Annotated in this window: 22 protein-coding genes; 5 read left to right on the top strand and 17 right to left on the bottom strand. The window is 71.2% G+C overall.

Going from position 1 to position 25,598, the window contains the following annotated elements:
• Positions 1–518: 518 nt before the first annotated feature.
• From tyrS to infC, 15 genes are all read right to left on the bottom strand, one after another.
• On the bottom strand, positions 519–1,832 hold the full coding sequence (tyrS, locus tag EDF48_RS00005; protein WP_123338478.1) for a tyrosine--tRNA ligase: 1,314 nt from the start codon (positions 1,830–1,832) through the stop codon (positions 519–521).
• Positions 1,833–1,959: 127 nt separating this feature from the next.
• Positions 1,960–2,655 carry a DNA-3-methyladenine glycosylase gene (locus EDF48_RS00010; protein WP_131877367.1) on the bottom strand — a complete coding sequence of 232 codons (696 nt, stop codon included), beginning with the start codon at positions 2,653–2,655 and terminating at the stop codon, positions 1,960–1,962.
• Positions 2,652–4,088 (bottom strand): argininosuccinate lyase, encoded by a 1,437-nt coding sequence (argH, locus tag EDF48_RS00015; RefSeq protein WP_131877369.1) that lies wholly within the window; start codon positions 4,086–4,088, stop codon positions 2,652–2,654. The genes EDF48_RS00010 and argH overlap by 4 nt, the downstream gene beginning before the upstream one ends.
• A gap of 42 nt (positions 4,089–4,130) precedes the next feature.
• Positions 4,131–5,327, bottom strand: a complete 1,197-nt coding sequence (locus tag EDF48_RS00020; protein WP_131877371.1) for an argininosuccinate synthase — start codon at positions 5,325–5,327, stop codon at positions 4,131–4,133.
• Positions 5,328–5,336: 9 nt separating this feature from the next.
• A complete protein-coding gene (gene argF, locus EDF48_RS00025; protein WP_131877373.1) occupies positions 5,337–6,287 on the bottom strand; it encodes an ornithine carbamoyltransferase in 951 nt (316 codons plus the stop codon).
• Positions 6,284–7,507: an acetylornithine transaminase gene (locus EDF48_RS00030; RefSeq protein ID WP_131877375.1), complete on the bottom strand. Its 1,224-nt coding sequence runs from the start codon at positions 7,505–7,507 to the stop codon at positions 6,284–6,286. The genes argF and EDF48_RS00030 overlap by 4 nt, the downstream gene beginning before the upstream one ends.
• The gene (argB, locus tag EDF48_RS00035) at positions 7,504–8,556 is read right to left on the bottom strand and encodes an acetylglutamate kinase (RefSeq protein ID WP_123293376.1); all 1,053 of its coding nucleotides are present in this window, start codon (positions 8,554–8,556) and stop codon (positions 7,504–7,506) included. The genes EDF48_RS00030 and argB overlap by 4 nt, the downstream gene beginning before the upstream one ends.
• Positions 8,556–9,764, bottom strand: a complete 1,209-nt coding sequence (argJ, locus tag EDF48_RS00040) for a bifunctional glutamate N-acetyltransferase/amino-acid acetyltransferase ArgJ (protein ID WP_243649977.1) — start codon at positions 9,762–9,764, stop codon at positions 8,556–8,558. The genes argB and argJ overlap by 1 nt, the downstream gene beginning before the upstream one ends.
• Positions 9,761–10,858 carry an NAGSA dehydrogenase family protein gene (locus tag EDF48_RS00045; protein ID WP_123293375.1) on the bottom strand — a complete coding sequence of 366 codons (1,098 nt, stop codon included), beginning with the start codon at positions 10,856–10,858 and terminating at the stop codon, positions 9,761–9,763. Before EDF48_RS00045 ends, argJ begins: the two co-directional genes overlap by 4 nt.
• Before the next feature lie 78 nt (positions 10,859–10,936).
• Positions 10,937–13,429 carry a phenylalanine--tRNA ligase subunit beta gene (gene pheT, locus EDF48_RS00050; RefSeq protein WP_131877377.1) on the bottom strand — a complete coding sequence of 831 codons (2,493 nt, stop codon included), beginning with the start codon at positions 13,427–13,429 and terminating at the stop codon, positions 10,937–10,939.
• Positions 13,429–14,469, bottom strand: a complete 1,041-nt coding sequence (pheS, locus tag EDF48_RS00055; RefSeq protein ID WP_111086283.1) for a phenylalanine--tRNA ligase subunit alpha — start codon at positions 14,467–14,469, stop codon at positions 13,429–13,431. Before pheS ends, pheT begins: the two co-directional genes overlap by 1 nt.
• A 92-nt stretch (positions 14,470–14,561) precedes the next feature.
• Positions 14,562–15,425, bottom strand: coding sequence for an RNA methyltransferase (locus EDF48_RS00060; protein WP_131877379.1), 864 nt, complete (start codon positions 15,423–15,425; stop codon positions 14,562–14,564).
• A gap of 65 nt (positions 15,426–15,490) precedes the next feature.
• Positions 15,491–15,874 carry a 50S ribosomal protein L20 gene (gene rplT, locus EDF48_RS00065; protein ID WP_111086285.1) on the bottom strand — a complete coding sequence of 128 codons (384 nt, stop codon included), beginning with the start codon at positions 15,872–15,874 and terminating at the stop codon, positions 15,491–15,493.
• Positions 15,875–15,901: 27 nt separating this feature from the next.
• The gene (gene rpmI, locus EDF48_RS00070) at positions 15,902–16,096 is read right to left on the bottom strand and encodes a 50S ribosomal protein L35 (protein ID WP_111086286.1); all 195 of its coding nucleotides are present in this window, start codon (positions 16,094–16,096) and stop codon (positions 15,902–15,904) included.
• Positions 16,097–16,156: 60 nt separating this feature from the next.
• Complete coding sequence (infC, locus tag EDF48_RS00075; RefSeq protein WP_123293372.1) at positions 16,157–16,852, bottom strand: translation initiation factor IF-3; 696 nt, start codon at positions 16,850–16,852, stop codon at positions 16,157–16,159.
• Between the two features lie 288 nt (positions 16,853–17,140).
• On the opposite strand from infC, the gene EDF48_RS00080 reads away from it, so the two are divergent.
• Complete coding sequence (locus EDF48_RS00080; protein ID WP_173170823.1) at positions 17,141–17,497, top strand: DUF1844 domain-containing protein; 357 nt, start codon at positions 17,141–17,143, stop codon at positions 17,495–17,497.
• 102 nt (positions 17,498–17,599) lie between these two features.
• On the opposite strand, the gene EDF48_RS00085 is transcribed toward EDF48_RS00080, so the two are convergent.
• A complete protein-coding gene (locus EDF48_RS00085) occupies positions 17,600–18,952 on the bottom strand; it encodes a phosphotransferase (protein ID WP_131877381.1) in 1,353 nt (450 codons plus the stop codon).
• A 141-nt stretch (positions 18,953–19,093) separates the two neighbouring features.
• On the opposite strand from EDF48_RS00085, the gene EDF48_RS00090 reads away from it, so the two are divergent.
• The 4 genes from EDF48_RS00090 to EDF48_RS00105 all read left to right on the top strand — a co-directional run bounded on the left by EDF48_RS00090 (position 19,094) and on the right by EDF48_RS00105 (position 24,390).
• Complete coding sequence (locus EDF48_RS00090; RefSeq protein ID WP_131877383.1) at positions 19,094–20,554, top strand: CHAD domain-containing protein; 1,461 nt, start codon at positions 19,094–19,096, stop codon at positions 20,552–20,554.
• Between the two features lie 49 nt (positions 20,555–20,603).
• The gene (locus tag EDF48_RS00095) at positions 20,604–21,059 is read left to right on the top strand and encodes a MaoC/PaaZ C-terminal domain-containing protein (RefSeq protein WP_131877385.1); all 456 of its coding nucleotides are present in this window, start codon (positions 20,604–20,606) and stop codon (positions 21,057–21,059) included.
• A gap of 87 nt (positions 21,060–21,146) precedes the next feature.
• Positions 21,147–23,009 carry a glycoside hydrolase family 2 TIM barrel-domain containing protein gene (locus tag EDF48_RS00100; protein ID WP_131877387.1) on the top strand — a complete coding sequence of 621 codons (1,863 nt, stop codon included), beginning with the start codon at positions 21,147–21,149 and terminating at the stop codon, positions 23,007–23,009.
• A gap of 151 nt (positions 23,010–23,160) precedes the next feature.
• Positions 23,161–24,390, top strand: a complete 1,230-nt coding sequence (locus EDF48_RS00105) for a hypothetical protein (RefSeq protein ID WP_207913206.1) — start codon at positions 23,161–23,163, stop codon at positions 24,388–24,390.
• Positions 24,391–24,451: 61 nt separating this feature from the next.
• Here EDF48_RS00105 and EDF48_RS00110 read toward each other — a convergent pair whose 3' ends face one another.
• Positions 24,452–25,501, bottom strand: coding sequence for an amidase domain-containing protein (locus EDF48_RS00110; protein WP_243698000.1), 1,050 nt, complete (start codon positions 25,499–25,501; stop codon positions 24,452–24,454).
• Between the last annotated feature and the right edge of the window lie 97 nt (positions 25,502–25,598).

Below are 25,598 nucleotides of genomic sequence, written 5' to 3' on the forward strand. Positions count from 1 at the left end.
CAAAGGGCATCAGACCGAGTTGATTCTGACTGTTGACTGTCTACTGACAATCTTCAATCCAAAAGGAATTGCATCATGACCTGAACAACCGAAGCTGCCCAGGCACGAGGTCAATCAATAAATTGGCATTGACAATGTGCACGCTGTTGAGTTCTCAAGGACCAGACGCACTCGCTCTTCGGCTCAGGTTCGAGCTCCAGCCACGAGGCTTGTGTACTTGGCTTGCCACCGGTGTGTCGTCGGACCCGGAGGTCCTGTGGCTCATCCCCGAGGGGAGAGAACCGGTGGGCTTGTCATCCTAGGCGTCGAAGCGATCGAGCACAAGGCGAGATCTGATCTTCAGTGGAGGATGGTCCCGCTTGAGGGCCGACGCGCTCTGGGCTTTCGCTCCAGCCGCTCCGCCGCACCTTTGGGGTGACGAGTAGGAACTTTACGCAGGCCTGGGCGAGTGTGCCAAGCCAGGCCCGATCCCGGGCGTGTCGCGTTGTGCAACACGCGTCGCCCGGGTGCCGGGGCGATCAGGCCAGCGTCACGCCGGCGAGGGTCTTCTTGCCGCGGCGGAGCACGAGGACTCCCCCGGGCAGGGCGAGGTCCGACAGCGGTGCGGTGGCGTCCTCGGCTCGGACGTTGTTCACGTACACGCCGCCCTGGTCGATCGCCCGCCGGGCTTCGCCGAGGGACTTCACGAGCTCGGTCTCGACGAGGGCCCGGGCCACGTCGGCGCCGGCCTCGATGGTGACCGACCCCGGCAGCTCCGCGATCGCCGACCGCAGGGTGTCCGGGTCAAGGGCACCGAGGTCCCCGTTGCCGAACAGCGCAGCCGCGGCGTCGATCGCGGCCTGGGTGGCGTCGACCCCGTGCACGAGCGAGGTGACCTCGAACGCGAGGGTCCGCTGCGCTTCGCGTCGGAACGGTTCGTCGGCGACCGCCTGCTCGAGTCGCTCGATCTCGGCACGGGACAGGAACGTGAACTCCCGCAACCGGGCGATCACGTCGGCATCCGCCGTGTTGAGCCAGAACTGGTACAGCGCGTACGGCGACGTCATCTCGGCGTCGAGCCAGATGGCGTTGCCCTCGCTCTTGCCGAACTTCGTGCCGTCCGAGTTCGTGATCAAGGGTGTCCCGAGCGCGTGCACCGTCGCACCCTCGGCACGACGGATGAGCTCCGTCCCCGAGGTCAGGTTGCCCCACTGGTCCGAGCCACCCGTCTGCAGCGTGCAGCCGTACTGCCGGAAGAGCTCGCGGTAGTCGAGGCCCTGCAGGATCTGGTAGCTGAACTCCGTGTAGCTGATCCCAGCGTCGGAGTTCAACCGCGCGGCGACGGCGTCCTTCTTGAGCATCGAGTTCACCCGGAAGTACTTGCCGACGTCGCGCAGGAAGTCGATGGCGGACATCGGCGACGTCCAGTCCAGGTTGTTCACCAGCCGGACGCCGTTGTCACCGTCCGGGCTCAGGAACCGTGACACCTGCCCCTGCAGACGCGCCACCCACTCGGCGACGGTCTCGCGGGTGTTCAGCGTGCGCTCCGCCGTCGGACGCGGGTCGCCGATGAGCCCCGTCGATCCCCCGACGAGCGCCAGCGGCTTGTGCCCGGCGAGCTGCAACCGACGCATGGTCAGGAGCTGCAGCAGGTTGCCGCAGTGCAGCGACGGTGCCGTGGGGTCGAAGCCGCAGTAGTACGTGATCGGATCACCGTCGAGGGCCTCTTGGAGTGCGGTCTCGTCGGTCGAGACCTGCACCAGACCGCGCCAGCGCAGTTCGTCCCACACCGAGGCGAAGGTGGGGTCGTTCTGCTGGCGCGTCAGGACGTCTTGAGCGGTATCACTGGACACCCCGCCATCGTAGCGGCGGCGCACCACCGACATCGCGCCGTCGACCGGGAGGCCCGTGGTGCGTCTGGGCCCACGCCGCCGGTTCCGGCGCGACGCGCCAGCGGCGGGCCGGCCGTGCCGGTGGGGATCAGTCGAGGGCACCCTTGTGCCGTCGGTACGTCGAGACCGTCGGGTCGCCCGTCAACCAGAAGCGCCAGGGGTACTGCGCACCGCCGGCGATGCCGCCGACGCCGGTGCGCGGTCCGCGCGAGATGCGCGGGACCGGACCCGTCCCGCCGGGGCCGGGTGCGGTCTCGGTCAGGAGTTCCTCGACGACCTGGGCCGGCGAGGCGGAGGCGAGCCGCGCCTCCAGGCCGGGTGCCAACGTGAGCACGAACGGACCGGACCCGTCGAGCAGCGAGGTGCCGTCGTCCTGTCCGAGCACCGCGCCGAGAGCACCACCGAGGTTGCCGGGGCCACGCGCCAACGCGACGTCGGCGACCGACGGGCCACGTCGTCCGCGTGCGGTGTCGACGCCCTCGATCACCTGCGCACCGCGGAGCAGGGAACCGGAGGAGGTGCCGGCCGGTGCACTCACGACGTTGACGCAGGTGTGGATGCCGTACGAGCGGTACGCGTACAGGGTGCCCGGCGAGCCGAACAGGTGGCGGTTGCGCTCGGTCGGACCGCGGTGGCCGTGCGAGCCGGGGTCGGTGGGGCCGAAGTAGGCCTCGACCTCGGTGATGCGCAGGGTCACGCCTCGGCCAGCGATCGTCGCACCGAGCAGCGCCGGTGCGATGCGCGGCGCCGGCTCGGCGAGCATCGCGAGCAGCCCCTCGGTCATCGCGTGAAGGGTGCGCCCTCGGCCAGGTCGTGGACGCGACGCGTGACGGACGCCAGCTGCTCGGCCACACGGTCCGGAGCGGTCCCGCCGACACCCGATCGGGACGCGACGCTGCCCTCGATCGTGAGCACGGCACGGACCCCGGGGGTCAGGTGCTCGGAGACCGACCGGTACTCGTCGTCGGTCAGGTCGTCGAGCTCGATGCCGCGCTGTTCGCAGTACCGGACCAGCGCACCGGACACCTCGTGCGCATCGCGGAACGGGACACCCTGGCGGACCAGCCACTCGGCCACGTCGGTCGCGAGCGAGAAGCCCTGCGGCGCGAGCTCGGCCATCCGGTCCGTGTCGAAGGTGAGCGTCGCGATCATGCCGGTGAAGGCTGGCAGCAGGACCTCGAGCGTGGCGACCGAGTCGAAGACGGGCTCCTTGTCCTCCTGCAGGTCACGGTTGTAGGCGAGCGGCAGTCCCTTCAGGGTCGCGAGCAAACCCGTCAGGTTGCCGATCAGACGACCGGACTTGCCGCGCGCGAGCTCGGCGATGTCGGGGTTCTTCTTCTGCGGCATGATGCTCGAGCCGGTCGAGAAGGCGTCGTGGAGCCGGACGAAGCCGAACTCCTTCGTGTTCCAGAGGATGACCTCTTCCGACAGACGCGAGACGTCGATGCCGATCTGCGCGAGGACGAACGCGAACTCGGCGACGACGTCGCGGGCGGCCGTGGCGTCGATCGAGTTGTCGGCCGGGCGGTCGAACCCGAGCTCCGCGGCGATCGCGGCGGGGTCGAGGCCGAGCGAACTGCCGGCGAGGGCACCGGCGCCGTACGGGCTCACGCTCGCGCGGCCCGCCCAGTCGCGGAGGCGCTCGAGGTCGCGGACCAACGGCCACGCGTGCGCCAGCAGGTGGTGCGCGAGGAGGACGGGCTGCGCGTGCTGCAGGTGCGTGCGACCCGGCATGATCGCTGCCGGGTGCTCGTTGGCCTGCTGGGTGATCGCGTCGACCAGGTCGATCACGAGCCGGCCGATGCGCCGCCCGTGGTCGAGCATGTGCATGCGGCCGAGCGTCGCGATCTGGTCGTTGCGGCTGCGGCCGGCGCGGAGCTTGCCGCCGAGTTCCGGACCGAGGTCGGCGATGAGGAGGCGCTCGAGGGCGCCGTGGACGTCCTCGTCGGACTCGTCGGGCTGCAGCGTGCCGTCGGCGTGCGCGGCCTCGAGCCGGTCGAGTCCGGCGAGCATGCGCTCGAGCTCGTCCGCCGTCAGGTACCCCGCCGTGTGCAGGGCCCGGGCGTGCGCGCGGGAGCCGGCGATGTCGTACGGGGCGAGCTGCCAGTCGAAGTGCGTCGACTTCGACAGCGCTGCCAGGGCCGCACTCGGGCCGTCGGCGAAGCGGGCGCCCCAGAGGGCTCCGGTGTTGGTGGCGTCGGTCTTCTCGTCGGTCATGTCGTCCTGCGTCGTTGTCGTCGGGCCGGGTGGCGGCGGGTGTCAGTTCGCCGCGTCGCGGCGGGCGGAGATCTTGCTGGGGAGCGACCAGAGTTCGATGAAGCCCTTCGAGAGGGACTGGTCGAACGTGTCGCCGGTGTCGTACGTGGCGAGGTCGAAGTCGTAGAGGCTCTGCTCCGAGCGACGGCCGGTCACCGTCGCCCGACCGCCGTGCAGCTGGAGGCGGACGTCGCCGGAGACGTGCTGCTGGGTGTGGTCGACGAAGGCGTCGAGGCTGCGCTTCAGCCCGCCGAACCACAGACCGCCGTAGACCAGGTCGGCCCACTCCGACTCGACACCGCGCTTGTAGCGGTTCACGTCGCGCTCGAGGGTGAGGCGCTCGAGCTCCTCGTGCGCCGTGATGAGCGCGATCGCCGCAGGGGCCTCGTACACCTCGCGCGACTTGATGCCGACGAGGCGGTCCTCGACGACGTCGATCCGACCGACGCCGTGCTTGCCAGCCACGGCGTTCAGCTCCTGCACGATCCGCAGCACGCTGAAGCGCTGCCCGTCGAGCGCCACCGGGACGCCGCGCTCGAACGTGATGGTCACCTCGTCCGGGTCGCGCGGGACGGCGGGGTCCTGCGTGTAGGCGTAGAGGTCCTCGGTCGGGGCGTTCCACGGGTCCTCGAGGAAACCCGTCTCGACCGCACGGCCCCACACGTTCTGGTCGATCGAGTACGGCGACCGCTGCGACTGCTGGATCGGCAGGGCGTGCTGCTCGGCGTACGCGATCGCCTTGTCCCGGGTCAGGGCGAGGTCACGCACCGGTGCCACGCTCCGCAGGTCCGGGGCGATCGCCGCGACCGCTGCCTCGAACCGAACCTGGTCGTTGCCCTTGCCGGTGCAGCCGTGCGCGACGCTGTCGGCGCCGAGCTGCTTCGCCGTCAGCGCGAGGTGCTTCGCGATGAGCGGGCGGCTCAGCGCCGACACCAGCGGGTAGCGCTTTTGGTACAGCGCGTTGGCCTTGAGGGCCGGCACGATGTACTCGTCGGCGTACTCGTCCTTGGCGTCGACCACGATCGACTCCACGGCCCCGCAGTCGAGTGCGCGCTGTCGGATCGCGTCGAGGTCCTCGCCGCCCTGGCCGACGTCGACCGCGAGTGCCACCACCTCTTTGCCGGTGGCGTCACGCAGCCAGCCGATCCCGACGGAGGTGTCGAGGCCGCCGGAGTAGGCGAGGACGACGCGGTCAGCCATGCGGTGCGCCTACGCGGTCGCGGCGGTCGCCGTCGCGCCGTTCGCGGCGAGGAGCCAGGCCAGCAGCGCCTTCTGGGCGTGCAGACGGTTCTCCGCCTCGTCCCAGATGATGCTGCGCGGCCCGTCGATGACGTCGGCGGTCACCTCGTAGCCACGGTCGGCGGGCAGGCAGTGCATGAACACCGCGTCGTCGGCAGCGTGCGCCATCAGGGCGTCGTCCACGCGGTACCCGGAGAAGGTGTCGAGGCGCGACTGCTTCTCGGACTCCTTGCCCATCGACACCCAGGTGTCGGTGACCACGACGTCGGCACCGGCGACCGCTGCCACCGGGTCGGTGACGACCAGGACGGAACCGCCGGTCTCGGCCGAACGGTGCTCGGCGTCGGTGACGACCTGCGGGGACGGCGAGAACTCAGCGGGAGCCGCGACGCGGACGTGCATGCCCGCGGTCGCGCCGGCGAGCAGGTACGACTGCGCCATGTTGCTCGCGCCGTCGCCGATGAACGCCACGGTCTGGCCCGCCAGCGTGCCGCGGTGCTCGCGGATGGTGAGCAGGTCGGCGAGCAGCTGGCAGGGGTGGAAGTCGTCGGACAGTGCGTTGACGACCGGGACGGTCGTGCCGGCGGCCATCTCCTCGAGACCGGCCTGACCGTAGGTGCGCCAGACGATCGCCGACACCATGCGCTCGAGCACGCGGGCGGTGTCCGACGGGGTCTCCTTGCCGCCGAGCTGGCTGTTCGCCGTCGAGATGATGAGCGGGCTGCCGCCCAGGTCGGAGATGCCGACGTGGAACGACACCCGGGTGCGGGTCGACGACTTGTCGAAGATGACCGCGACGCTCTGCGGGCCGGCGAGGGGCTTCGCACCCCAACGGTCGGCCTTCATCTGGTCGGCGATGTCGAGGATCGCGGACTGCTCGGCCTGGCTGAGGTCGTCGTCCCGGAGGAAGTGGCGGGTCATGCGGAGGTCTCCTGGGCGGCAGCGACGGCCGCGAGGCTCTGGGCGAGGATCGACACGAACTCGTCGATCTCGGCGTCGGACACGATGAGCGGCGGCGCGAGGCGCAGGCTCGACTCGTTCGGGGCGTTGATGATGAGGCCACGCTCGAGGGCGGCGGCGTTCACCGCGGCCGCGATCGGGCCGGTGAGCCCGACGCCGATGAGCAGACCGGTGCCGCGGACCTCTTCGACGAGCGGTGAGCCGATGCCGGCGATGCCGGTCCGGATCCGCTCGCCCTTGACCACGGCGGCAGCGACGAGGTCCGCGCGTTCGATCTCCTCGAGCACCGCGTTCGCCACGCGGGTGCCGAGCGGGTTGCCGCCGAAGGTCGAACCGTGCTGGCCGGCCGAGAACAGGTCGGACGCCCACCCGAAGGTCACGAGCGCACCGATCGGGAAGCCGCCGGCGATGCCCTTGGCCACCGTGACGGCGTCGGGGGTGAAGCCGTGGCCCTGGTAGGTGAACCAGTTGCCGGTCCGGCCGACGCCGGTCTGGATCTCGTCGAGGATCAGCAGCGCACCGTGCTCCTCGGTCAGCCGGCGCGCGGCGAGCAGGAAGCCCTCGGGCAGGTCGACGACGCCGGCCTCGCCCTTGATCGGCTCGATGACGATCGCCGCGACCGTGTCGTCGATGGACGCCTCGAGCGCTGCGACGGTGGAGTCGATGTGCTCGACGCCCGGGATCATCGGCAGGAAGTCCTGCTGCAGCGCGGGCTTGCCGGTGAGCGCGAGTGCCCCCATCGTCCGGCCGTGGAACCCCTGCTTCAGCGCGAGGATGCGGGTCTTCTGCCCGTCGGCGCCCTTGTTCAGGCGCGCGAGCTTGAACGCGGCCTCGTTCGCCTCTGCCCCGGAGTTGCCGAAGTACACCCGCCCGGCGTCGCCCGCACCGGTGATGCGCTTGAGGCGCTCCGCCAGCTCGAGCTGGGGCGGCGTCGCGAAGTAGTTCGACACGTGCACGAGCTTCGCGGCCTGGTCGGCGATCGCCTCGACCAGCACGGGGTGCGCGTGGCCGAGCGAGTTGACGGCGATGCCCGCAAGGAAGTCGAGGTACTCGTTGCCCTCGACGTCCCAGACACGGCAGCCCTGTCCGCGCTCGAGCATGATCTTCGGCGGGGTCAGGGATCGCATGAGCGACGCCCCGAACCGGTCGTTCCAGGTCTCGGTCTGCGTCTCGCTGCTCACGGCTGCTGCCCCTTCTCGGTCGTGCTGGCCACGTGTTGGCCGGTGCTGGTGCTCGTCGACGGTGCTGCGACGCGTCGGCCGATCTCGGCGTGGGTCATCTGGTTCTCGGTGCGTCGGCTCGGGTCCGGGATCACCTCGGTGCCCGCACCGCGCAGGGTGAAGACCTCGAGCAGGATCGAGTGCGGGATCCGACCGTCGATGATCGTCGCGCCGCCGACCCCGCCGACCACGGCGTCGAGGCACGCGGTCATCTTCGGGATCATGCCCGACTCGAGGGACGGCAGGAGCGCGCGGAGTTCCTCGACCGCGATGAGGTCGACGAGCGAGTCACGGTCCGGCCAGTTGCGGTACAGGCCGGGGACGTCGGTGAGCATGATGAGCTTCGACGCACGCAGCGCGATCGCCAGGGCACCCGCGGCTGCGTCGGCGTTCACGTTGAGCGCCTGGTCCGGGTGGGCGTCGTCGATCGCGATGCTCGAGACCACCGGGATGCGGCCGGCCTCGATCGCGGCGAGCACCCCTGACGGGTCGACGTGGGTGATGTCGCCGACGTGCCCGAGGTCGTACTCCTGCCCGTCGACGACCACGCCCTTCTGCTCGCCGGTGAACAGGGACCCGCCGTCACCGAACACGCCGACGGCCAGGCCTTCGCCGTGCTCGTTCATCAGGTCGACGATCTCGCGGTTGACCTCGCCAGCCAGGACGTCGCGGACGACCGAGATCGCCTCGGTGGTCGTGACGCGGTAGCCGCCACGGAACTCGGACTCGATGCCCTGTTCCTTGAGCGCGGCCGAGATCTGCGGACCCCCGCCGTGCACGACGACGGGGTGCAACCCGGCGTAGCGGAGGTAGACCATGTCCTCGGCGAACGCACGCTTGAGGTCCTCGTTCACCATCGCGTTGCCGCCGAACTTGACGACGACGACCTTGCCGGAGAACCGCTTGAGCCACGGCAGGGACTCGATCAGGGTCGCGGCCTTGACGGCGGCGAACTCGTGCTCTTCTTCCTTCGTGAGGGGCGTCCCGGCCCCTTCGGTGTCGTTCGCCATCAGCTGGAGTACGCGCTGTTCTCGTGCACGTAGTCGTGCGTGAGGTCGTTGGTCAGGATCGTCGCCGAGTGCGTCCCGACGCCGAGGTCGATGCGCACGTGGGTGTCCCGCGGCGTCAGGTCGACGGTGTCGCTCGGCTGGTCCGGGGCGCCGGCGTGGCAGACCCGGACACCGTTCATGCTGACGTCGACCGCGTACGGGTCGAAGTCGGCGTCCGTGGTGCCGATGGCCGCGAGGACCCGGCCCCAGTTCGGGTCGTTGCCGAAGACGGCCGCCTTGAACAGGTTGTTGCGCGCGACACTCCGGCCGACGGTGACGGCGTCGTCCTCGGTCGCGGCGTGCACGACCTCGATCGCGATGTCGTGGCTGGCACCCTCGGCGTCCTGCTGCAGCTGGCGGGCCAGGTCGGCGCAGACCGCGGTCAGGGCTTCCTGGAAGTCGCCGACCTCGGGCGTCACCCCGCTCGCACCCGACGACAGCAGCACGACGGTGTCGTTCGTCGACATGCAGCCGTCCGAGTCGACGCGGTCGAAGGTGATGCGGGTGGCCGCGCGGAGCGCCTGGTCGAGCTGGTCCGGGGTCTGCACGGCGTCGGTCGTGATCACGACGAGCATCGTCGCGAGCCCGGGCGCGAGCATGCCCGCACCCTTCGCCATGCCGCCGACGGTCCAGCCGTCCTCGGTCACCACGGACTGCTTCGCCCTGGTGTCGGTCGTCATGATGGCCGTGGCCGCGTCTGGGCCGCCATCAGCGGTGAGCGCAGCGCCCGCGAGGTCGACGCCCCGGAGCACGTTGTCGCGGAACGTCTGGTCGCCCACCCCGATGAGTCCGGTGGAGCAGACGACGACGTCGCCCGCACCGATGCCGAGGGCGTCGCCGACGGCTTCGGCGGTCAGGTGCGTGGTCTGGAAGCCGAAGGGGCCCGTGAAGCAGTTGGCGCCGCCGGAGTTCAGGACGACGGCGCGCGCGACGCCGTCACCGACGACCTGGCGGGACCAGATCACCGGGTGCGCCTGCGCGCGGTTGCTGGTGAAGACCGCGGCCACGGCCGCGTCGGGGCCGTCGTTGACGACGAGCGCCACGTCCGGCTTGCCGCTGGTCTTCAGGCCGGCGGTCACGCCGGCAGCGCGGAAACCCGCTGCCGCGGTGACGCCCTGGAGGCCCGGTTCGCCCTGGGTGGGCTCGCTCACGTCGGTGAGGTCGGTCACGGTGCGACTCCGTCCACGCTGAGGCCCAGGGTCTCCGGCAGACCCAGGGCGATGTTGGTCGACTGGACAGCGGCACCCGCCGTGCCCTTCGCGAGGTTGTCGAGAGCCGTCACGGCGACGACGCGGCCTGCGGCCTCGTCCACCGCGATGCCGACGAGTGCGGTGTTCGCACCGATCGTGTCCGCGACCCGGGGGAACTCGCCCTCGGGCAACAGGTGCACGAACGGCTCGTCGGCGTAGGCCTGCTCCCAGGCGAGCCGCACGTCGCGGGCGCTGACACCCGGGGTGAGCTTGGCCGTCGTCGTCGCGAGGATGCCCCGCGACATCGGGACGAGCACGGGCGTGAACGAGATCGTCACGTCGGCAGCACCCGCCACGACCAGGTTCTGCTGGATCTCCGGGACGTGCCGGTGCGTGCCGCCCACCGCGTAGGCGCTGGCGGAACCCATGATCTCGGACGCCAGGTAGGTGTTGGCGAGCTTCTTGCCGGCACCGCTCGGGCCGACGCTCAGCACGGCGACGATGTCGTCCGACTCGACGAGCCCGGCCTGGATGCCCGGCTGGATGCCGAGCGTCACCGCGGTGACGTTGCACCCGGGGACCGCGATCCGCTTGGTGCCGACCAGGGCCGAACGCTGCTTGCCCTGCGACGCGATGTCCTCGACCTCGCGCCACTCGTCGGCCGAACCCGGGGTCGGGGCGGCGAGCAGGAGCTCCGGCAGGCCGTAGGTCCAGGCGCCGTGGTAGTCACCGCCGTAGAACTGCTCCCAGGCTGCGGGGTCCGTCAGACGGTGGTCCGCGCCGCAGTCCACCACGAGGGCGTCGTCGCCGAGCTCCTCGGTGATCGCCCCCGACTGACCGTGCGGCAGCGCCAGGAACACGACGTCGTGCCCGCGGAGCGTCTCGGCCGTCGTCTTCTCGAGGGTCAGGTGCGACAGCGACCGGAGGTGCGGCTGGGTCGCGATCAACGGCTGTCCGGCGTTCGAGAACGCCGTCACCGTCCTGACGTCGAACTCGGGATGGGCGGAGAGCACGCGCAGGAGCTCACCACCCGCGTAGCCGGAGGCTCCCGCCACGGCGACGGATACGGACATGGGATTCCACCTTTGGTCGGACTGGTCGTCGAGAGAGTCGGAGGCGGCGACCCCGGGCGGTGCTGATCCCGTCGTGGGTCAGTCGCGCAGGGTCGCCCCGAATCGCTCGCCGGCACGTCGGACTGCGCCGTCACGGGCCTCGGTGGCCTCGGCAGCGGTCAGCGTGCGGTCCGTGGCACGGAAGCGCAGGGCGAACGTCAGGGACTTCTGTCCCTCGTCCACGCCGGAGCCCCGGTAGTCATCCACGAGCCGAGCATACTCCAACAGGTCTCCGGCACCAGAGCGGACCGCATCCAACACGTCACCGGCCGGCACCCCGGCGTCGACGACCAGGGACAGGTCCTGCGTCGCTGCCGGGTACGACACGATCGGCGCGACCGCGACGAGGTCGGGGGCCGCGGCCACCATGGCGTCGAGGTCGAGCTCGACCACGGCCACCACGCGGGGCAGCACCGCGGCGGCGGACAGCTCCGGCAGGAGTTCGCCGGCGACGCCCACGACGGTGTCGCCCACGAGCAGCGACGCCGCGCGGCCCGGGTGCAGGGACGGGTGGGTGGTCTGCGCGACGCGCAGTTCCACGCCGACGGCCCACGCGACCTGGCTGGCCGCGTCGATCGCGTCGGCGATGCCGTACGGCTCGGCCGCGACGCCCGCCTGCTTGCCGACGCGGTTGCCGGTGAGCAGGGCGGACACGTGGAACGGCTGTGCGGGCAGGGACGCGTCGAGCGCCTCGAGCGTCGCGCGGTCGGGCAGCGCGGCACCGGCCGGGACCTCGTCGGTGCCGAGCGTCACGCCCGTCACCGGCAGGAACACCCGCGAGGTCTCGTAGAGCGCGACGTCGAGCAGGCCGCGCGAGACGTTCCGGCGGGCGGCGTCGACGAGGGCCGGCACACCACTGCGGCGGAGCAGGTTCTGCTCGCTGTCGAGGGCGTTGGCGAGGACGACGCTCGGGCCGCCCTCCGGGTCGATCCCCGGGTAGGCGTCCTGCGTCGCGGCGGAGACGAACGGCGCCGTCACCGCTTCGACCAGACCCGCGGCGGCGAGGGCCGCGGAGACCCGACGGCGCGCCTGCTGGTGCGGGGTGAGTCCGCGTCCGGGCGGGGCCACGGGCAGCACGCTCGGGATGCGGTCGTACCCGACGATCCGCGCGACCTCTTCGACCAACGTGGTGTCGTCGGTCAGGTCCGGACGCCAGGTCGGCGGGGTGACGGCGAGCTGCGCGCCGTCGGCCTGCACCGTCGCGCCGATCGCACGGAGGGTGTCCACGACCTCGGCGTCGGTGTAGTCCACGCCGATGAGCTCGGCCGGACGCGAGGTCCGCATGGCGACCGTCGCACGGGGCTCGGTGTCGACGAGGGTGGAACCGAGGGCGTCGGCCGTGCCGCCGGCCAGCTCGACGAGGAGGTCGACGGCACGGTTCGCAGCAGCCTCGGCCACGAGCGGGTCGACGCCGCGCTCGAACCGACGGGAGGCCTCGCTCGGCAGCTTGTGGCGTCGAGCGGTCCGCGCGATCGAGACCTGGTCGAAGCCAGCGGCCTCGATCAGGACGTCGGTCGTGCTCGCCGAGATCTCCGTCCGGGCACCGCCCATCACGCCGGCGAGCCCGACGGGGCCGTCGTGGTCGGTGATGACGAGGTCCTCGGGGTCGAGCTTCCGCACGGCGCCGTCGAGGGTCTCGAGCGTCTCGCCTGCAGCGGCACGACGGACGCCCAGGCCACCGCGGACGGTCGACAGGTCGTAGCCGTGCAGCGGCTGGCCGAGCTCGAACATGACGTAGTTCGTGATGTCGACGGGCAGCGAGATCGAACGGACGCCTGCCAGTGCGAGACGCGACACCATCCAGGCCGGTGTCTTCGCGGTGGGGTCGATGCCACGGACGACGCGGGTGACGAAGGTGCTCGCGCCGACGCGACCGCGGATCGGAGCCTGGTCGTCGATCGTGACCGAGAAGCCCTCGGCCGTGCGGGGTGCGACGCGGTCGACGGGGTCGTGGAAGCTCGCGCCGGTGGCGTGGGCGTACTCACGTGCGACACCGCGCATGCTCAGCACGTACCCGCGGTCCGGCGTGACGTTGATCTCGACCGCCGCGTCGTCGAGGCCGAGGAGCGCGATGGCGTCCTGGCCGACGTCGGGCTCCATGTCGAGGTCTGCGAAGCGGAGGATGCCCTCGTGCTCGTCACCGAGACCGAGCTCGCGTGCCGAGGCGATCATGCCGTCGGAGACGTGGCCGTAGGTCTTGCGGGCCGCGATCGGGAACGGTCCGGGCAGCACGGCGCCGGGCAGCGTCACGACGACGAGGTCGCCCACGTCGAAGTTGTGCGCACCGCAGACGATGCCGCGGGGCTCGGGCTCGCCGACGTCCACCTGGCACCAGTTGATCGTCTTGCCGTTCTTCTGCGGTTCCGGGACGCGCTCGAGCACCCGGCCGACCACGACGGGGCCGGTCAGGTCGAAGGTGTGGACGTCCTCTTCCTCGAAGCCGACCGACACGAGCGCCGCGTGGACGTGCTCGAGGGTGACGTCTTCGGGGAGGTCGACGGACTCGCCGAGCCAGCGGAGTGGGACGCGCATCAGACCACCGTTCCGAACTGCTGCGAGAAGCGGATGTCGCCCTCGAGGAAGTCACGCATGTCGTTCAGGCCGTTGCGGAACTGCAGCGTCCGCTCGATGCCCATGCCGAAGGCGAAGCCCTGGTACTCGTCCGGGTCGATGCCGGCGGCACGCAGGACGTTCGGGTTGACCATGCCGCAGCCACCCCACTCGACCCACCGGGCGCCACCCTTGGCGTTCGGCTGCCAGACGTCCATCTCGGCGCTGGGCTCGGTGAACGGGAAGTAGTTCGGGCGCAGGCGGATCTGTGCTTCCGCGCCGAAGACCTGGCGGGCGAAGTGCTCGAGCGTGCCGCGCAGGTGCGCCATCGTCAGGCCCTTGTCGATCGCGATGCCCTCGACCTGGGTGAAGACCGGCAGGTGCGTGGCGTCGAGCTCGTCGGCGCGGTACACGCGGCCCGGGGCGATGACGTAGAGCGGGAGGTCGCGGGACAGCAGGGACCGCACCTGCACGGGCGACGTGTGGGTGCGCATGACCAGGTGCCGGTCGACGGGCTCGACGAAGATCGTGTCCGCCATGGCCCGGGCCGGGTGGTCCTGGTCGAAGTTCAGGGCGTCGAAGTTGAACCACTCGTGCTCGAGCTCGGGGCCCTCTGCCACTTCCCACCCCATGCCGACGAAGATGTCCGCGACGGCTTCGTTGAGCAGCGAGAGCGGGTGGCGCGAGCCGGTAGGGCGGTGGGTCGGCAACGCGGTGACGTCGACGCGCTCGGCCTCGAGCCGCGCGCGCTCTTCGGCCACGGCGAGGACCGACTCCTGCTCCGCGATCGCCGCGTTCAGCCGCCCGCGGGCCTGACCGACGAGCTTGCCCGCCGCGGCCTTCTGCTCCGGCGGGACGCTGCGCATCGACGCGTTCATCCGAGCCAGCGGCGACTGCTCACCGGTGTGCTCGGCCCTGGCCTGCTTCAGTTCGGCGACCGTCGTCGTGGCGCGGACGGCGGCGAGTGCTGCGTCCACGGCGTCGGCGACGGCCGATTCGCTGATCTCGAGAGGTTCTGACACGAGACCCAAGCCTACCGGCCGACGGGATACCACCCGCCTGCACCGGTCGGACTGTGGATGGCCGATGCCGACGACCGACCTGTGGAGGGAGGTCAGCTCCGGAGTGCGAACGCGGACTCGTACAGGCAGACCGAGGCCGCCGTCGCCAGGTTCATCGACTCCGCCTGGCCGTAGATCGGCACCTTCACCGCACGGTCGACGAGCGCGAGGTCCTCGGTGGTGAGCCCGCGGGCCTCGTTGCCGAACACCCACGCGGTCGGACCGTCGAGCATGCCCTCGGCCCGGACCACCGGCAGGTCGTCACCCGAGACGTCGGCCGCGAGCACGGTGTACCCGAGTGCCTTCGCCCGCGCGATCGTGTCGGCCAGGGTCACGCCGACCGACACCGGCACGTGGAACAGCGAGCCCGTGGTCGACCGGACGACCTTCGGGTTGTACGGGTCCACCGACCGCCCGGTGAGGACCACCGCGTCGGCGCCGGCGGAGTCGGCGGCGCGGATGATCGTGCCGGCGTTCCCCGGGTCCCGCACCTCTTCGAGGATGGCGACCAGCCCCGGCAACGCGGCCGGCTCGTCGGCGTCCGCACGGGCCTCCAGGTCGACGGCAGCGGCAGCGTCACCGACGCGACGGTCCGGGAAGACGTCCTTGACCGACGTCGGGAACTGCTGGCAGACGGCGACGACGCCCTGCGGCGTCACGGTGTCGGCCATCGCGTCGAGGACCTGCTCCGTCACGAACCAGGTGTCGACCGGCGCGTCGTCGAGGCCGTAGCGGGCTGCGGCAGTCGGCGTCACGTAGAGCTCGCGCAGGAGCTCCGGGGCGTACTCGAGTGCTTCACGCACCGCCTGCGGCCCCTCCAGCAGGAAGAGGCCCGTTTCGGCACGGACGTCCTTCTTCGACAGGGCCGCGACGGCCTTCACGCGTCCGGCACGGGGGTTCTCGAGGAGTTCGCTCACGACCCAAGTCTAGGAACGACGAAACCCCCGCCGTGCGGCGGGGGTTTCGCGAGCAGAAGAACTGACTACGCAGCCTTCGGGGCCGAGGTGTCGGCCGGGAGGGCCTTCTTCGCGGTCTCGACGAGCGCGGTGAAGGTCTCGGGGTTGTTCACCGCGAGGTCGGCGAGGATGCGACGGTCGACCTCGACACCGGCGAGACCCAGACCCTGGATCAGACGGTTGTAGGTCAGGCCGTTCGCGCGGGACGCAGCGTTGATGCGCTGGATCCACAGGCGACGGAACTCGCCCTTCTTCGCGTGACGGTCGCGGTACGCGTAGACCAGGGAGTGGGTGACCTGCTCCTTGGCCTTGCGGTACAGACGCGAACGCTGGCCGCGGTAACCCTCGGCGCGCTCGAGGATGACGCGGCGCTTCTTGGCGGCGTTGACCGCTCTCTTTACTCGTGCCATTGCACTATTCCTTTACGATCCGGGGGCTCAGTGGCCGAGGAGCTTCTTGACGTTCTTCGCGTCTGCCTTGGAGAGGACCTGGTCCTCGTTCAGGCGGGCCTTGCGCTTGGAGCTCTTGACCTCGAGGTTGTGACGCATACCGGCCTGCTGCTTCATGACCTTGCCGGTACCGGTGATCTTGAAGCGCTTCTTCGACCCGGAGTGGGTCTTCTGCTTGGGCATGGTGGTGCCTTTCCGTGGGATGGATGGGAGCCGCGTCGTTGCGGGGTCGGTCTGGGTGACCTACTCGGCGGGAGCGTCGCTCTTGGCCGGTGCCGTGTCCTGCGCGGGAGCCTCGGCCGGGGCCTCGGTCTCCGTCTCGGCGTCCGAGTGGTCCTTCGCAGCGTGCTCGGTGGCACGACGCTCGGCCTTCTGTGCAGCGCGCTTCGCGTTCTGCTCGCCCTTGACGTCGGACTTGTTCTTCAGGGGGGCGATGATCATCGTCATGTTGCGGCCGTCCTGGGTGGGACGGGACTCGACGACGCCGAACTCGGCGATCTCCTCCGCGAACTTGTGGAGGAGACGGACACCCTGCTCCGGACGCGACTGCTCGCGGCCACGGAAGAGGATCATCGCCTTCACCTTGTCGCCACCGAGGAGGAACCCCTCGGCGCGCTTGCGCTTCGTCTCGTAGTCGTGCACGTCGATCTTCAGGCGGAAACGGACCTCTTTCAGGTCCGTGTTCACCTGGTTGCGACGGGCTTCCTTGGCCTTCTGAGCGGCTTCGTACTTGAACTTGCCGTAGTCCATGATCTTGGCCACGGGCGGCTTCGAGTTCGGCGCGACCTCGACCAGATCCAGTTCGGCTTCCTGCGCGAGGCGCAGTGCCATGGCGATCGGGACAACGCCGACCTGCTCACCCTGCGGGCCGACGAGTCGGACTTCGGGAACGCGGATTCGGTCGTTGGTACGGGGATCGGTGATGCGGAGCTCCTTCAATCAGGTGGTGGTCGTCCGGGACGTTTGCCCTGGACGACAGCACGAGAGAGGAGATCTGACGCACGGATCGGAACCCGTTCGGCAGCCGCCCTGCGTCGGATCCGTGGACCCGACCGACGCGTGCACCCAGTTGCTGTGCACTCGCGGAGCGGTGGTGACCCGGTAGCCTGGTGGAACGCGGCCGCGGGTGGGAGAGACTCCTCTTTCGTGACACCGTCCGAGCGCTTCAGGAGAACCTGATGGCACACGGACAGCATCTGCCGCGAGCGAGTCTAGCAGAGGAGCACCGTGACCGACACCCCGATCGACGACGACGGCAGCGGCATCGACGCCGCCAGGGACATCTCGGAGGTGCCGGCCGTCGAACTCATCAACACCGTGGCCGTGCACCTGCTCAGTGCCGCCGCCGTGAAGGTCGGCCTGGCCGACGACCCCCAGGAGCAGACCGACCTGGACGAGGCGCGCAAGCTCATCACCGCACTGGCCGGACTGGTCACCGCCGCGGCGACCGAGATCGGCGACCACCACGCCCGTCCGCTGCGCGACGGGCTGCGCTCGGTGCAGCTCGCGTTCCGCGAGGCGTCGGCGATCCCGGACGCACCGGGCGCCGGACCGGGCGAGAAGTACACCGGCCCCGTCAACTGACGGCTGGCGGCTGACGCACGACGGGCGCTGTCCGTCACGGCGTTCGACGGGAGGCCCGTGGCGGGATCGCCACGGGCCTCCCGTCCGCCTTCGGGTGCGCGGTCAGGACCCGCTGCGGCCGACCAGGCGCGTGACGGCCGTGAGCGGGATGCCGACCCAGTCGGGTCGGTTCCGGGTCTCGTAGACGACCTCGTAGACGGCCTTGTCGAGCTCGAACGCATCCAGGAGCTCCCGGTGTGCGCCGAGGTCGGTGCCGGTCCCCCGCTGGTACCCGTCGAGGAACCGCACGCGTGCCTCGTCCGCCCAGCCCGCTGCGTCGACCGGTTCCGCGTCGTGCGCCAGGGCTCCGGCGACGTAGTCGAACGACCGGAGCATGCCGGCCACGTCACGGAGCGTGACGTCCGGCAACGAGCGTTCGGCCAGGGGGCGGAGCGGCTCCCCCTCGAAGTCGAGGAAGACCCACCCGCGCGGCTCGGGGGCAGCGAGCACCTGCCCGAGGTGCAGGTCGCCGTGGATGCGCTGCAGGTCCGGCCAGGGCGTCGCCGTCGCCGCCGCGTACACCGCTCGGATCGCGTCTGCGTGCTCGGCGACCGCCGGGGCCTCGCGCGCGGCGGTGTCGAGCCGCTCGTGCATCGTCGCGACGGCGGTCCGTCGTCGCGCCTCGTCGGCGGGCTCGGACGGTAGTGCCTCGGCGAGGGTGCGGTGGACGTCGGCGAGCGCCGCCCCGAGCTGCTCGGCCCGATCGCCGAAGGGCGTGCCGGCGTGCGCTTCCTCGAGGGCCACGCGCCAGGCGTCCTCGAGGCCCGGCAGGAACTCCTGCGCGAACGCGAGGTGACCGGTCGCCGTGCCGCTGCCCTGCCCGACGTCGGGCCAGCTGCCCCGCAGTGCGCCGTAGACCTGGGGGACGCGTGCGCTGCCGGCTGCGGACAACGCGAGCTGCGTCGTGACGTCGGGGTTGTCGCCGTGGTGCAGGACGCGGAACACCTTGATGATGACGCGGGCACCGGACTCGGTGTCGCAGATGACCGAGGTGTTGGACTGCTCGCCGGTCAGGACGCGGGCAGCCGTGACGGTGCCGATGGGGCGGAGGCTCTGCGGGTCCGCGTTGATGCGTGCGGCGAGCGCCGTGATCCACGCGTGGTCGGCGGTGGCGTCGGCGATGGTGCCGTCGGGGCCGCTGGTCACGGGTGACTGGTAGAGGACCGGAGCCGCGGGTGCTGCGGGGGCTTCGTCGAGGACGAGCCGGGTGCCGTCGGCGGTGGAGAGGGTGCGGAGGCGCGGCACGGACCCCTTCGAGGCGTACCACCGGCGGTCGGCGATCCAGGACTCGAGGTCGTGGTCGCTCGCGGCGGTGTCGGTCGGGGCAGTACTGCTCGGGGGTGCGGTGGCGCTCGTGGGTGCGGTGTCGCGGGTGTCGGGTGCGGTGTCGCTGGGGTGGCGGGCTCCGTCGCTCATGCAGCGGACCGTACGCGCCGAGTGCTGGCGAGGTGCCGAGTCCGTCACTCATCCCTGCACAGCTCGCGGTTCTGGGCCGCCCGTCCACAGAACGCGCCTGCGCTCGGACCGCACGGGTGCTGGCGGACGACACTTGCGGACATGCCGAGCCAGCACCCCGCCCCCGACACCGCCCGCACCGATCCCCGCCGGAGCTGGCGGATCCCCGACGACCGCCGACTGCCGGCACTCGAGCCCCTCGCACCCGCCGTCGAACGGCACGAGCCCGTGACGCTCCGCGAGACCGTGTGGGACTCCGACGAGCGCGTGCTCGCGGCCGAAGGGGTGACGCTCACCCGCGCCCAGGACGGTTCCTGGAGCCTCGACCACGGCGACGGCCCGGAACCGGTGGGCGCGGACCTCGATCGACCGGACGGCGAGCAGCCCCCGCGTGACGGGATCGAGGTGTTCCTGCGCGGGCGGGCGATGGCGACGGTCCGCGTCCGGGACACCACGACGACGCTCGTGACCCTGCGCGGCAAGGACGGTCGGGTGCGGGCCGAGATCGCCGACGTCCGCGTGGACGAAGGCGACCCGGACACCTCCGTGCTGCGGTCCGCACGGTGGTGGGCGCTGTCGGACGACGGGCGCGACGGCACCACGGCACGAGCGGCCGAGCGGGCCCTGGACGACGCGGCCACCGAGCCGCCGGCGACCTCGGCGGTCGCGGTCCCGCCAGCACCCGTGCTCGCACCGGAGCGGCGCGGCAACCGGGCGAAGCGACCCCGTTCGGGCACCGCTGCGGCGTTCGTGCTGCGGGTCCTCGAATCGCTGCGCGCCGACCTCGTCGCGGTCGACCCCCGGGTCCGCGCCGACGACCACGAGTCGGTGCACGACTTCCGGAAGGTCATCCGTCGGCTGCGGAGCGTGCTCGCGGCGTACCGCGGGGCGCTCGACCGTGAGGCGACCGAGGCGGTGCGGGCCGCCCTCGCCGAAGCCGGACGGGTCGCCGGTGTCGCCCGCGATGCCGAGGTCCTGCACGGCGGGCTGTTCCGGTCGGCGGCACGGGCCCCCGAGGGCTTCGTCGACGCGCCGGCGCTGGACCGGATCGGCGAGCAGGCGGCGGCACTCCGCAGCGCGGCCGCATCGGAACTCCGCCAGGCGCTGCGCTCGGACGACTGGTTCCGCACCCTCGACGCGCTCGACCAGCTGCTGCTCCGCGCCCCGGCCGGACCGCACGCCGACGACGCGGCCGCTGCCTTCGTGGCGAAGCGCATCGACCGCGAGCGCGCTCGGGTCCGACGACTGGTCGACGGTGGGGCGGCGGGCCTCGACGTCCTGCACGAGATCCGGAAGGCGGCACGGCGCCTGCGGTACGCACTGCAGGCAGCCGGTGACGTCGCCGACCTCGGGAAGCGGCGGCTCGGCCGGCTGCGGCGGGTGCAGGAGACGCTCGGTGACGCCCTCGACGCGGCTCACGCGGCAGATGCCTACCGGCGGCTCTCCGGGCCCGCGGCTCGGGACGGCGCCGACACCTTCGGGTACGGGGCGCTGGCGACGGCCGAGCACGCCGTGCTCGAGCGGGGGCTGCGACGTTCGCGGAAGGTGCTCGCCCGACTGTGAGCGCGGCCGGGCGTGAGGCTCGTCGCGCTCCTCTGCGAGAATCGCGGACGTGCCCCACTACCTCGAGGACCTCGCCGCCGGACAGACCTTCACGACCCCGGGTCGCACGATCACCGAGGCGGACGTCGTGTCCTTCGCCTCGTGGACGAACGACAACAACCAGGTGCACACCGACGTCGAGTTCGCCGGCAAGACCCGGTACGGCCAGCGGGTCGTGCACGGGCTGCTCGGCACCTCGCTCTGCCTGGGGCTGATCGCACGGACCGGGGTGTTCGAGGGGTCGGCCGTGGCACTGCTCGGGATCGACCAGTGGCGGTTCACCGCGCCGGTGTTCATCGGGGACACCGTGACCTGCGAGGTCGAGATCCTGTCGACGCGCCTGACGAGCTCCGGCACGACCGGCATCGTCGAGCGGACGGTCTCACTGCGGAACCAGCGCGGCGACGTCGTGCAGCAGGGACGCATGGACGTGATGGTCCTGACGCGCGGCGCCGCGATCGCCTGACGTCGCCCCGAGCACCCGCCGGGTTCTCCGGATGGCAATCGTTGCGACGCCCTTTACAACGATGTACCGGCGCGGGAGCATGGACCCATGAGCACGCTCGACGGCACCGTGGCCGCACCTGACACCGCATCCGCTCCCGCACTCCCCCTCGCCTCGCGGCAGGACGGCACCTACCCCCGGCCGCAGATGCTCCGCACCGCGTGGGCTGACCTCGACGGCACGTGGTCCTTCCGGAACGACGGCGACGACACCGCCTGGCGCACCGGGTTCCCCGACGCCCGCGACATCGTCGTGCCGTTCCCGCCCGAGTCGGTCGCCTCGGGCATCGACGAGCCCGGCTTCCACCCGGTGGTCTGGTACTCCCGTGCGATCACCCGCGCCGATCTCGAGGCCGCCGGTCTCGGCACCGCCGCACCCCGACTCGTCCTGCACTTCGGCGCCGTCGACTACCGCGCCCGCGTCTGGATCGACGGCCAGTTCGTCGGCGAGCACGAGGGCGGCCACACGCCGTTCTCGTTCGACGTGACCGACGCCCTCGCCACCGACCCCGACGCTGTCCACACCCTGGTCGTCCGCGCCGAGGACGACCCGCACGACCTGACCCAGCCCCGCGGCAAGCAGGACTGGCACGAGGACCCGCACGCCATCTGGTACCGCCGCACCACGGGCATCTGGCAGACCGTGTGGCTCGAAGCCGTGCCGACCGCCTCGATCGAGTACCTGCGTTGGACGAACGTCGACCACGCCACCGTCCGCCTGACGGTCCGGATCGCTGGCGGCCGCACCGGCGGCGAGCGCCTGCGCGTCGTCGCCCGGTGGGACGAGCGCGACGAGCACCTCGCCACCGTCGAGGCCACGCTCGGCGACACCTCGGACGAGTTCGACGTGGTCGTGCCGATCGCGCGCCAGACGAACGGGCAGGCCGAGGACGAACTGCACTGGACCCCGGACGCCCCGCGCCTGGTCGACGCCACGGTCTCGCTCCTCCCCCGTACCGGCACGACGCCGATCGACTCCGTCGCGTCCTACTTCGGGCTCCGCACCGTCGGCGTCGACGGCGGCACCTTCCTGCTGAACGGCCGCAGCTACGACGTCCGCAGTGTCCTGAACCAGGGCTACTGGCCGGACTCGCACATCGCCGCACCGTCGCGCGAAGCACTGCGCCGCGAGGTCGAGCTCATCAAGGAGCTCGGCTTCAACGCGGCGCGCAACCACCAGAAGATCGAGGACCCCCGGTTCCTGTACTGGGCGGACCGACTCGGCATCCTGGTCTGGGGCGAGGCCCCCGGCGCCTACGCCTTCTCACCGCGAGCCGTCCAGCGCCTGATGCGCGAGTGGATGGACGCCGTCGAGCGTGATGCCTCGCACCCGTCGATCGTCACGTGGGTGCCGGCGAACGAGAGCTGGGGCGTGCAGCACATCGCCACCGACCCGGCGCAGCAGGCCTACGCCCGGTCCCTGGCCGACGTCACGCGGGCGATCGACCCGACGCGTCCGGTGATCTCGAACGACGGGTGGGAGCACACCAACTCCGACATCGTCACGATCCACGACTACGAGGGTGCCGGCGACGCACTCGCCCGCACCTACGCCGACGACGCAGCACGCACGGCACTGTTCGCCCACTTCGGCCCGTCGGACCGCTGGGTGCTCGTGGGTGGCGCGCAGGACCTCGGCCAGCCGGTGATGCTCACCGAGTTCGGTGGCGTGAACTACCAGCCGGGTGCACAGCGCGAGGACGGCTGGGGCTACACCTCGGCCAGCGACGGCGACGACTGGGTCACCCGCATCACGGCGCTGTACGACGCGATCCGGGCGAGCTCGTTCCTGGCCGGCTCCTGCTACACGCAGCTGACCGACACCATGCAGGAGACGAACGGCCTGCTCAACGCCGACCGCTCCCCGAAGGTCCCGATCGAGCAGATCCGTCGCGCGGTCACCGGTCGCTAGCCGGGAGGCCCGCACTTCGTGAGCAGTAATGGTCGGGTCCGGTAGACGGACCCGACCACCGCTGCTCACCATGAGGGCAGGTCGGCGCGCAGCCGGACGCACGGCCGCCCGCTGACGCGGGCACGGGCCCTGGTCTGCGAGGATCGGGCGGGTGACGAGCGTGGCGGAGACGAGCCGGGCCTCCCGGTCGGGGGTGCGCAGCCTGCTGACCGGAGCCCGCAGTGCGTGGACCGCGCCCCTGCTCATCTGGGCCGCCTCGCGCCTGGTGAGCACGCTGCTGCTCGCCACGATGTACGTGCTGGCGACCGCGAACGACTGGACGTTCGCGTCGTACCGGCAGGACCCGTCGTTCTTCACGTTCTCCGGATCGTGGGACGCCTCGTTCTACCGGACCATCGCGGAGCACGGGTACCCGGCCACGCTCCCCCTCGACGATGCGGGTCACGTCGCGCCGAACGCCTGGGCGTTCCTGCCGGTGTTCCCGGCCATCGTGCGGGCCGTCATGACCCTGACGGGGGCCTCGTTCTGGGTCGCCGGCGTCCTCGTGGCGACGATCGCGGGAGCCGGGGCCTGCGTGCTGCTGTACCGGTTGGTGCTCGCGGTCGGGTGCTCGCACCGGGCCCGCTGGGCCACCGCACTGTTCGCGTTCGCGCCGACCGGGTTCCTGCTGCAGGTCGCCTACGCCGAGAGCCTGCTGCTCGTGCTGCTGTTCGGAGCGCTGCTGGCGCTGGTCCGGCGGCGGTACTGGCTGATCGCGCCGCTCGGGGTGGTCGCGGCGTTCACGAAACCCGGGGTCCTCGCGTTGGCCGTGGCGCTGGCCGTGCACCTGGTCGTCCGGTGGGTCGGGTCCCGCCGGTCTGCTCGACCTGCCGAGGTGTTCCCGTGGCGTGACCGCATCACGATCGTGGCGTCCGGGCTCGTCGTCGCGGCGGCGGGTCTGGCCTGGCCGGTGATCGCCTCGGCGGTGACCGGGCGGCCGAACGCCTACCTGGACACCGAACTGTCGTGGTGGGTGGGGTTCGTCGGGCGACGACACTTCGCCCCGTTGACGCCGTGGTTCACGATGGCATCGACGTGGCTCGGACCGCTCGGCATCGTGCTCGTCGTCGCGGTGCTCGTCGGCGCGGTGTGGTTCTTCTCTCGCAGGAGTACCCGGACCCTCGGACCGGACGTCCTCGCGTTCACGGCGTCGTACGGGCTGTACCTGGTCGCGGTGTTCCTGCCGCAGCAGTCGTTGCCGCGGCTGCTCATGCCGATGGCGCCGTTGCTCGGGTCGGACGTGTTCGTGCGGACGCGGCGGCGAGCGGTGACGTGGCTCGTGGTCGGGGTGTGCCTGCAGCCCGTCGCGATCGTGCTGCTCTGGTTCCTCGGGTACCCCTGAGGTGCTCGGGGTGTTCCTGAGCTGCTCGCGGTGCTCCTGAGCGCGGCGCGGGCCCGTCGGGCTACGCGTCGAAGGTGTGGAACCAGGCGCTTCCGCCCGGGTGCTGCACCGTGATCATCTCGTCGAGGTCGCGGTACGGGCCGTCCTGGTTGTGGCTCGCCGACTTGATGCGGATGGTGCCGTCGGACTCGGTGAAGACCTCGGACACGATGGTGGTGTGGTCCGGCGACCCGTTCGCGTTCCAGTCGTAGAAGACGATGTCGCCGACCTTGACCTTGTCGCGCTCGTCCGAGGAGCGTCGGGTGAGCCCGAACTCCGCAGCGTTCGTCTCGAGCCACGGGTCCATCGTCGGGCAGTACGTCCACGTGGCGCTGTGCTCGGCGCCGGCGGCCCGGTTGTACCAGTCGGAGCGCTGCTCCCAACCGCGGGCGATGAGCGTCTGGCTGACGTAGTTCGCGCAGTCGCCACCGATCGGGTTCATGGTGCCGTACTCGGACAGGTTGTAGTCCTTCCAGTGCGCCATCGCGTACTGGAGCTGCCGGTCGACGTCGGTCAACGCGACGTAGGCCATCGACGACGTCGCCACCGCGGTGGATGCATCGGGCACCGGCGCTGCCGTGGGGGTCGGCGTCGCAGTGGCCGAGTCCTGCGTCGCGCCGGTCTGCCCGTCGTTCGCGGCGCTGCCGTTGCCGTCGGACGACTGGTTGGCGGACGGGGTCGGCTCGATCGACTCGGTGAAGAGCGCGACGGCGGCGTCACCGGCGGTGTACATCGCCTGGTGTGGAGCCGTGAAGGTGACCTTCGACGCCGTCGCCGTGACGTCGCGGGCGGCGACCCCGCCGACGGTGACGCCCTTGACCGCGGCGAGACCGGTGCCCGCGACGGTGACCGTGACGCCGCCGACGAGCGGGACCTGCGCCGGGGTCAGGGACTTCGCGGCGGGCTTGGGGGTGGTCGTGCTCGTGCCGCCCTCGGCGTTGTCGTCCTTGCCGCTGCTGCCACTCTTCTTGCCGGCATCGTCGCTGCCGGACGAGCACGCGGCGACCGCGAGCCCGATCCCGGCGACACCGGCGAGGGACAGGAGTGCGCGGCGGTTCATCGAGGCAGTCATGACACAGCCAGCGTAAGCGACGCACCTGACGTTCCGACACGGCATGATCGTCTCCGGGGGGCGAGCGTCCTCCGCGTCCGCACGGACGCGTTCGAGA

Origin of the sequence: Curtobacterium sp. PhB191 (assembly GCF_004346515.1) — a bacterium.
In the GTDB taxonomy this organism is placed as follows: domain Bacteria; phylum Actinomycetota; class Actinomycetes; order Actinomycetales; family Microbacteriaceae; genus Curtobacterium.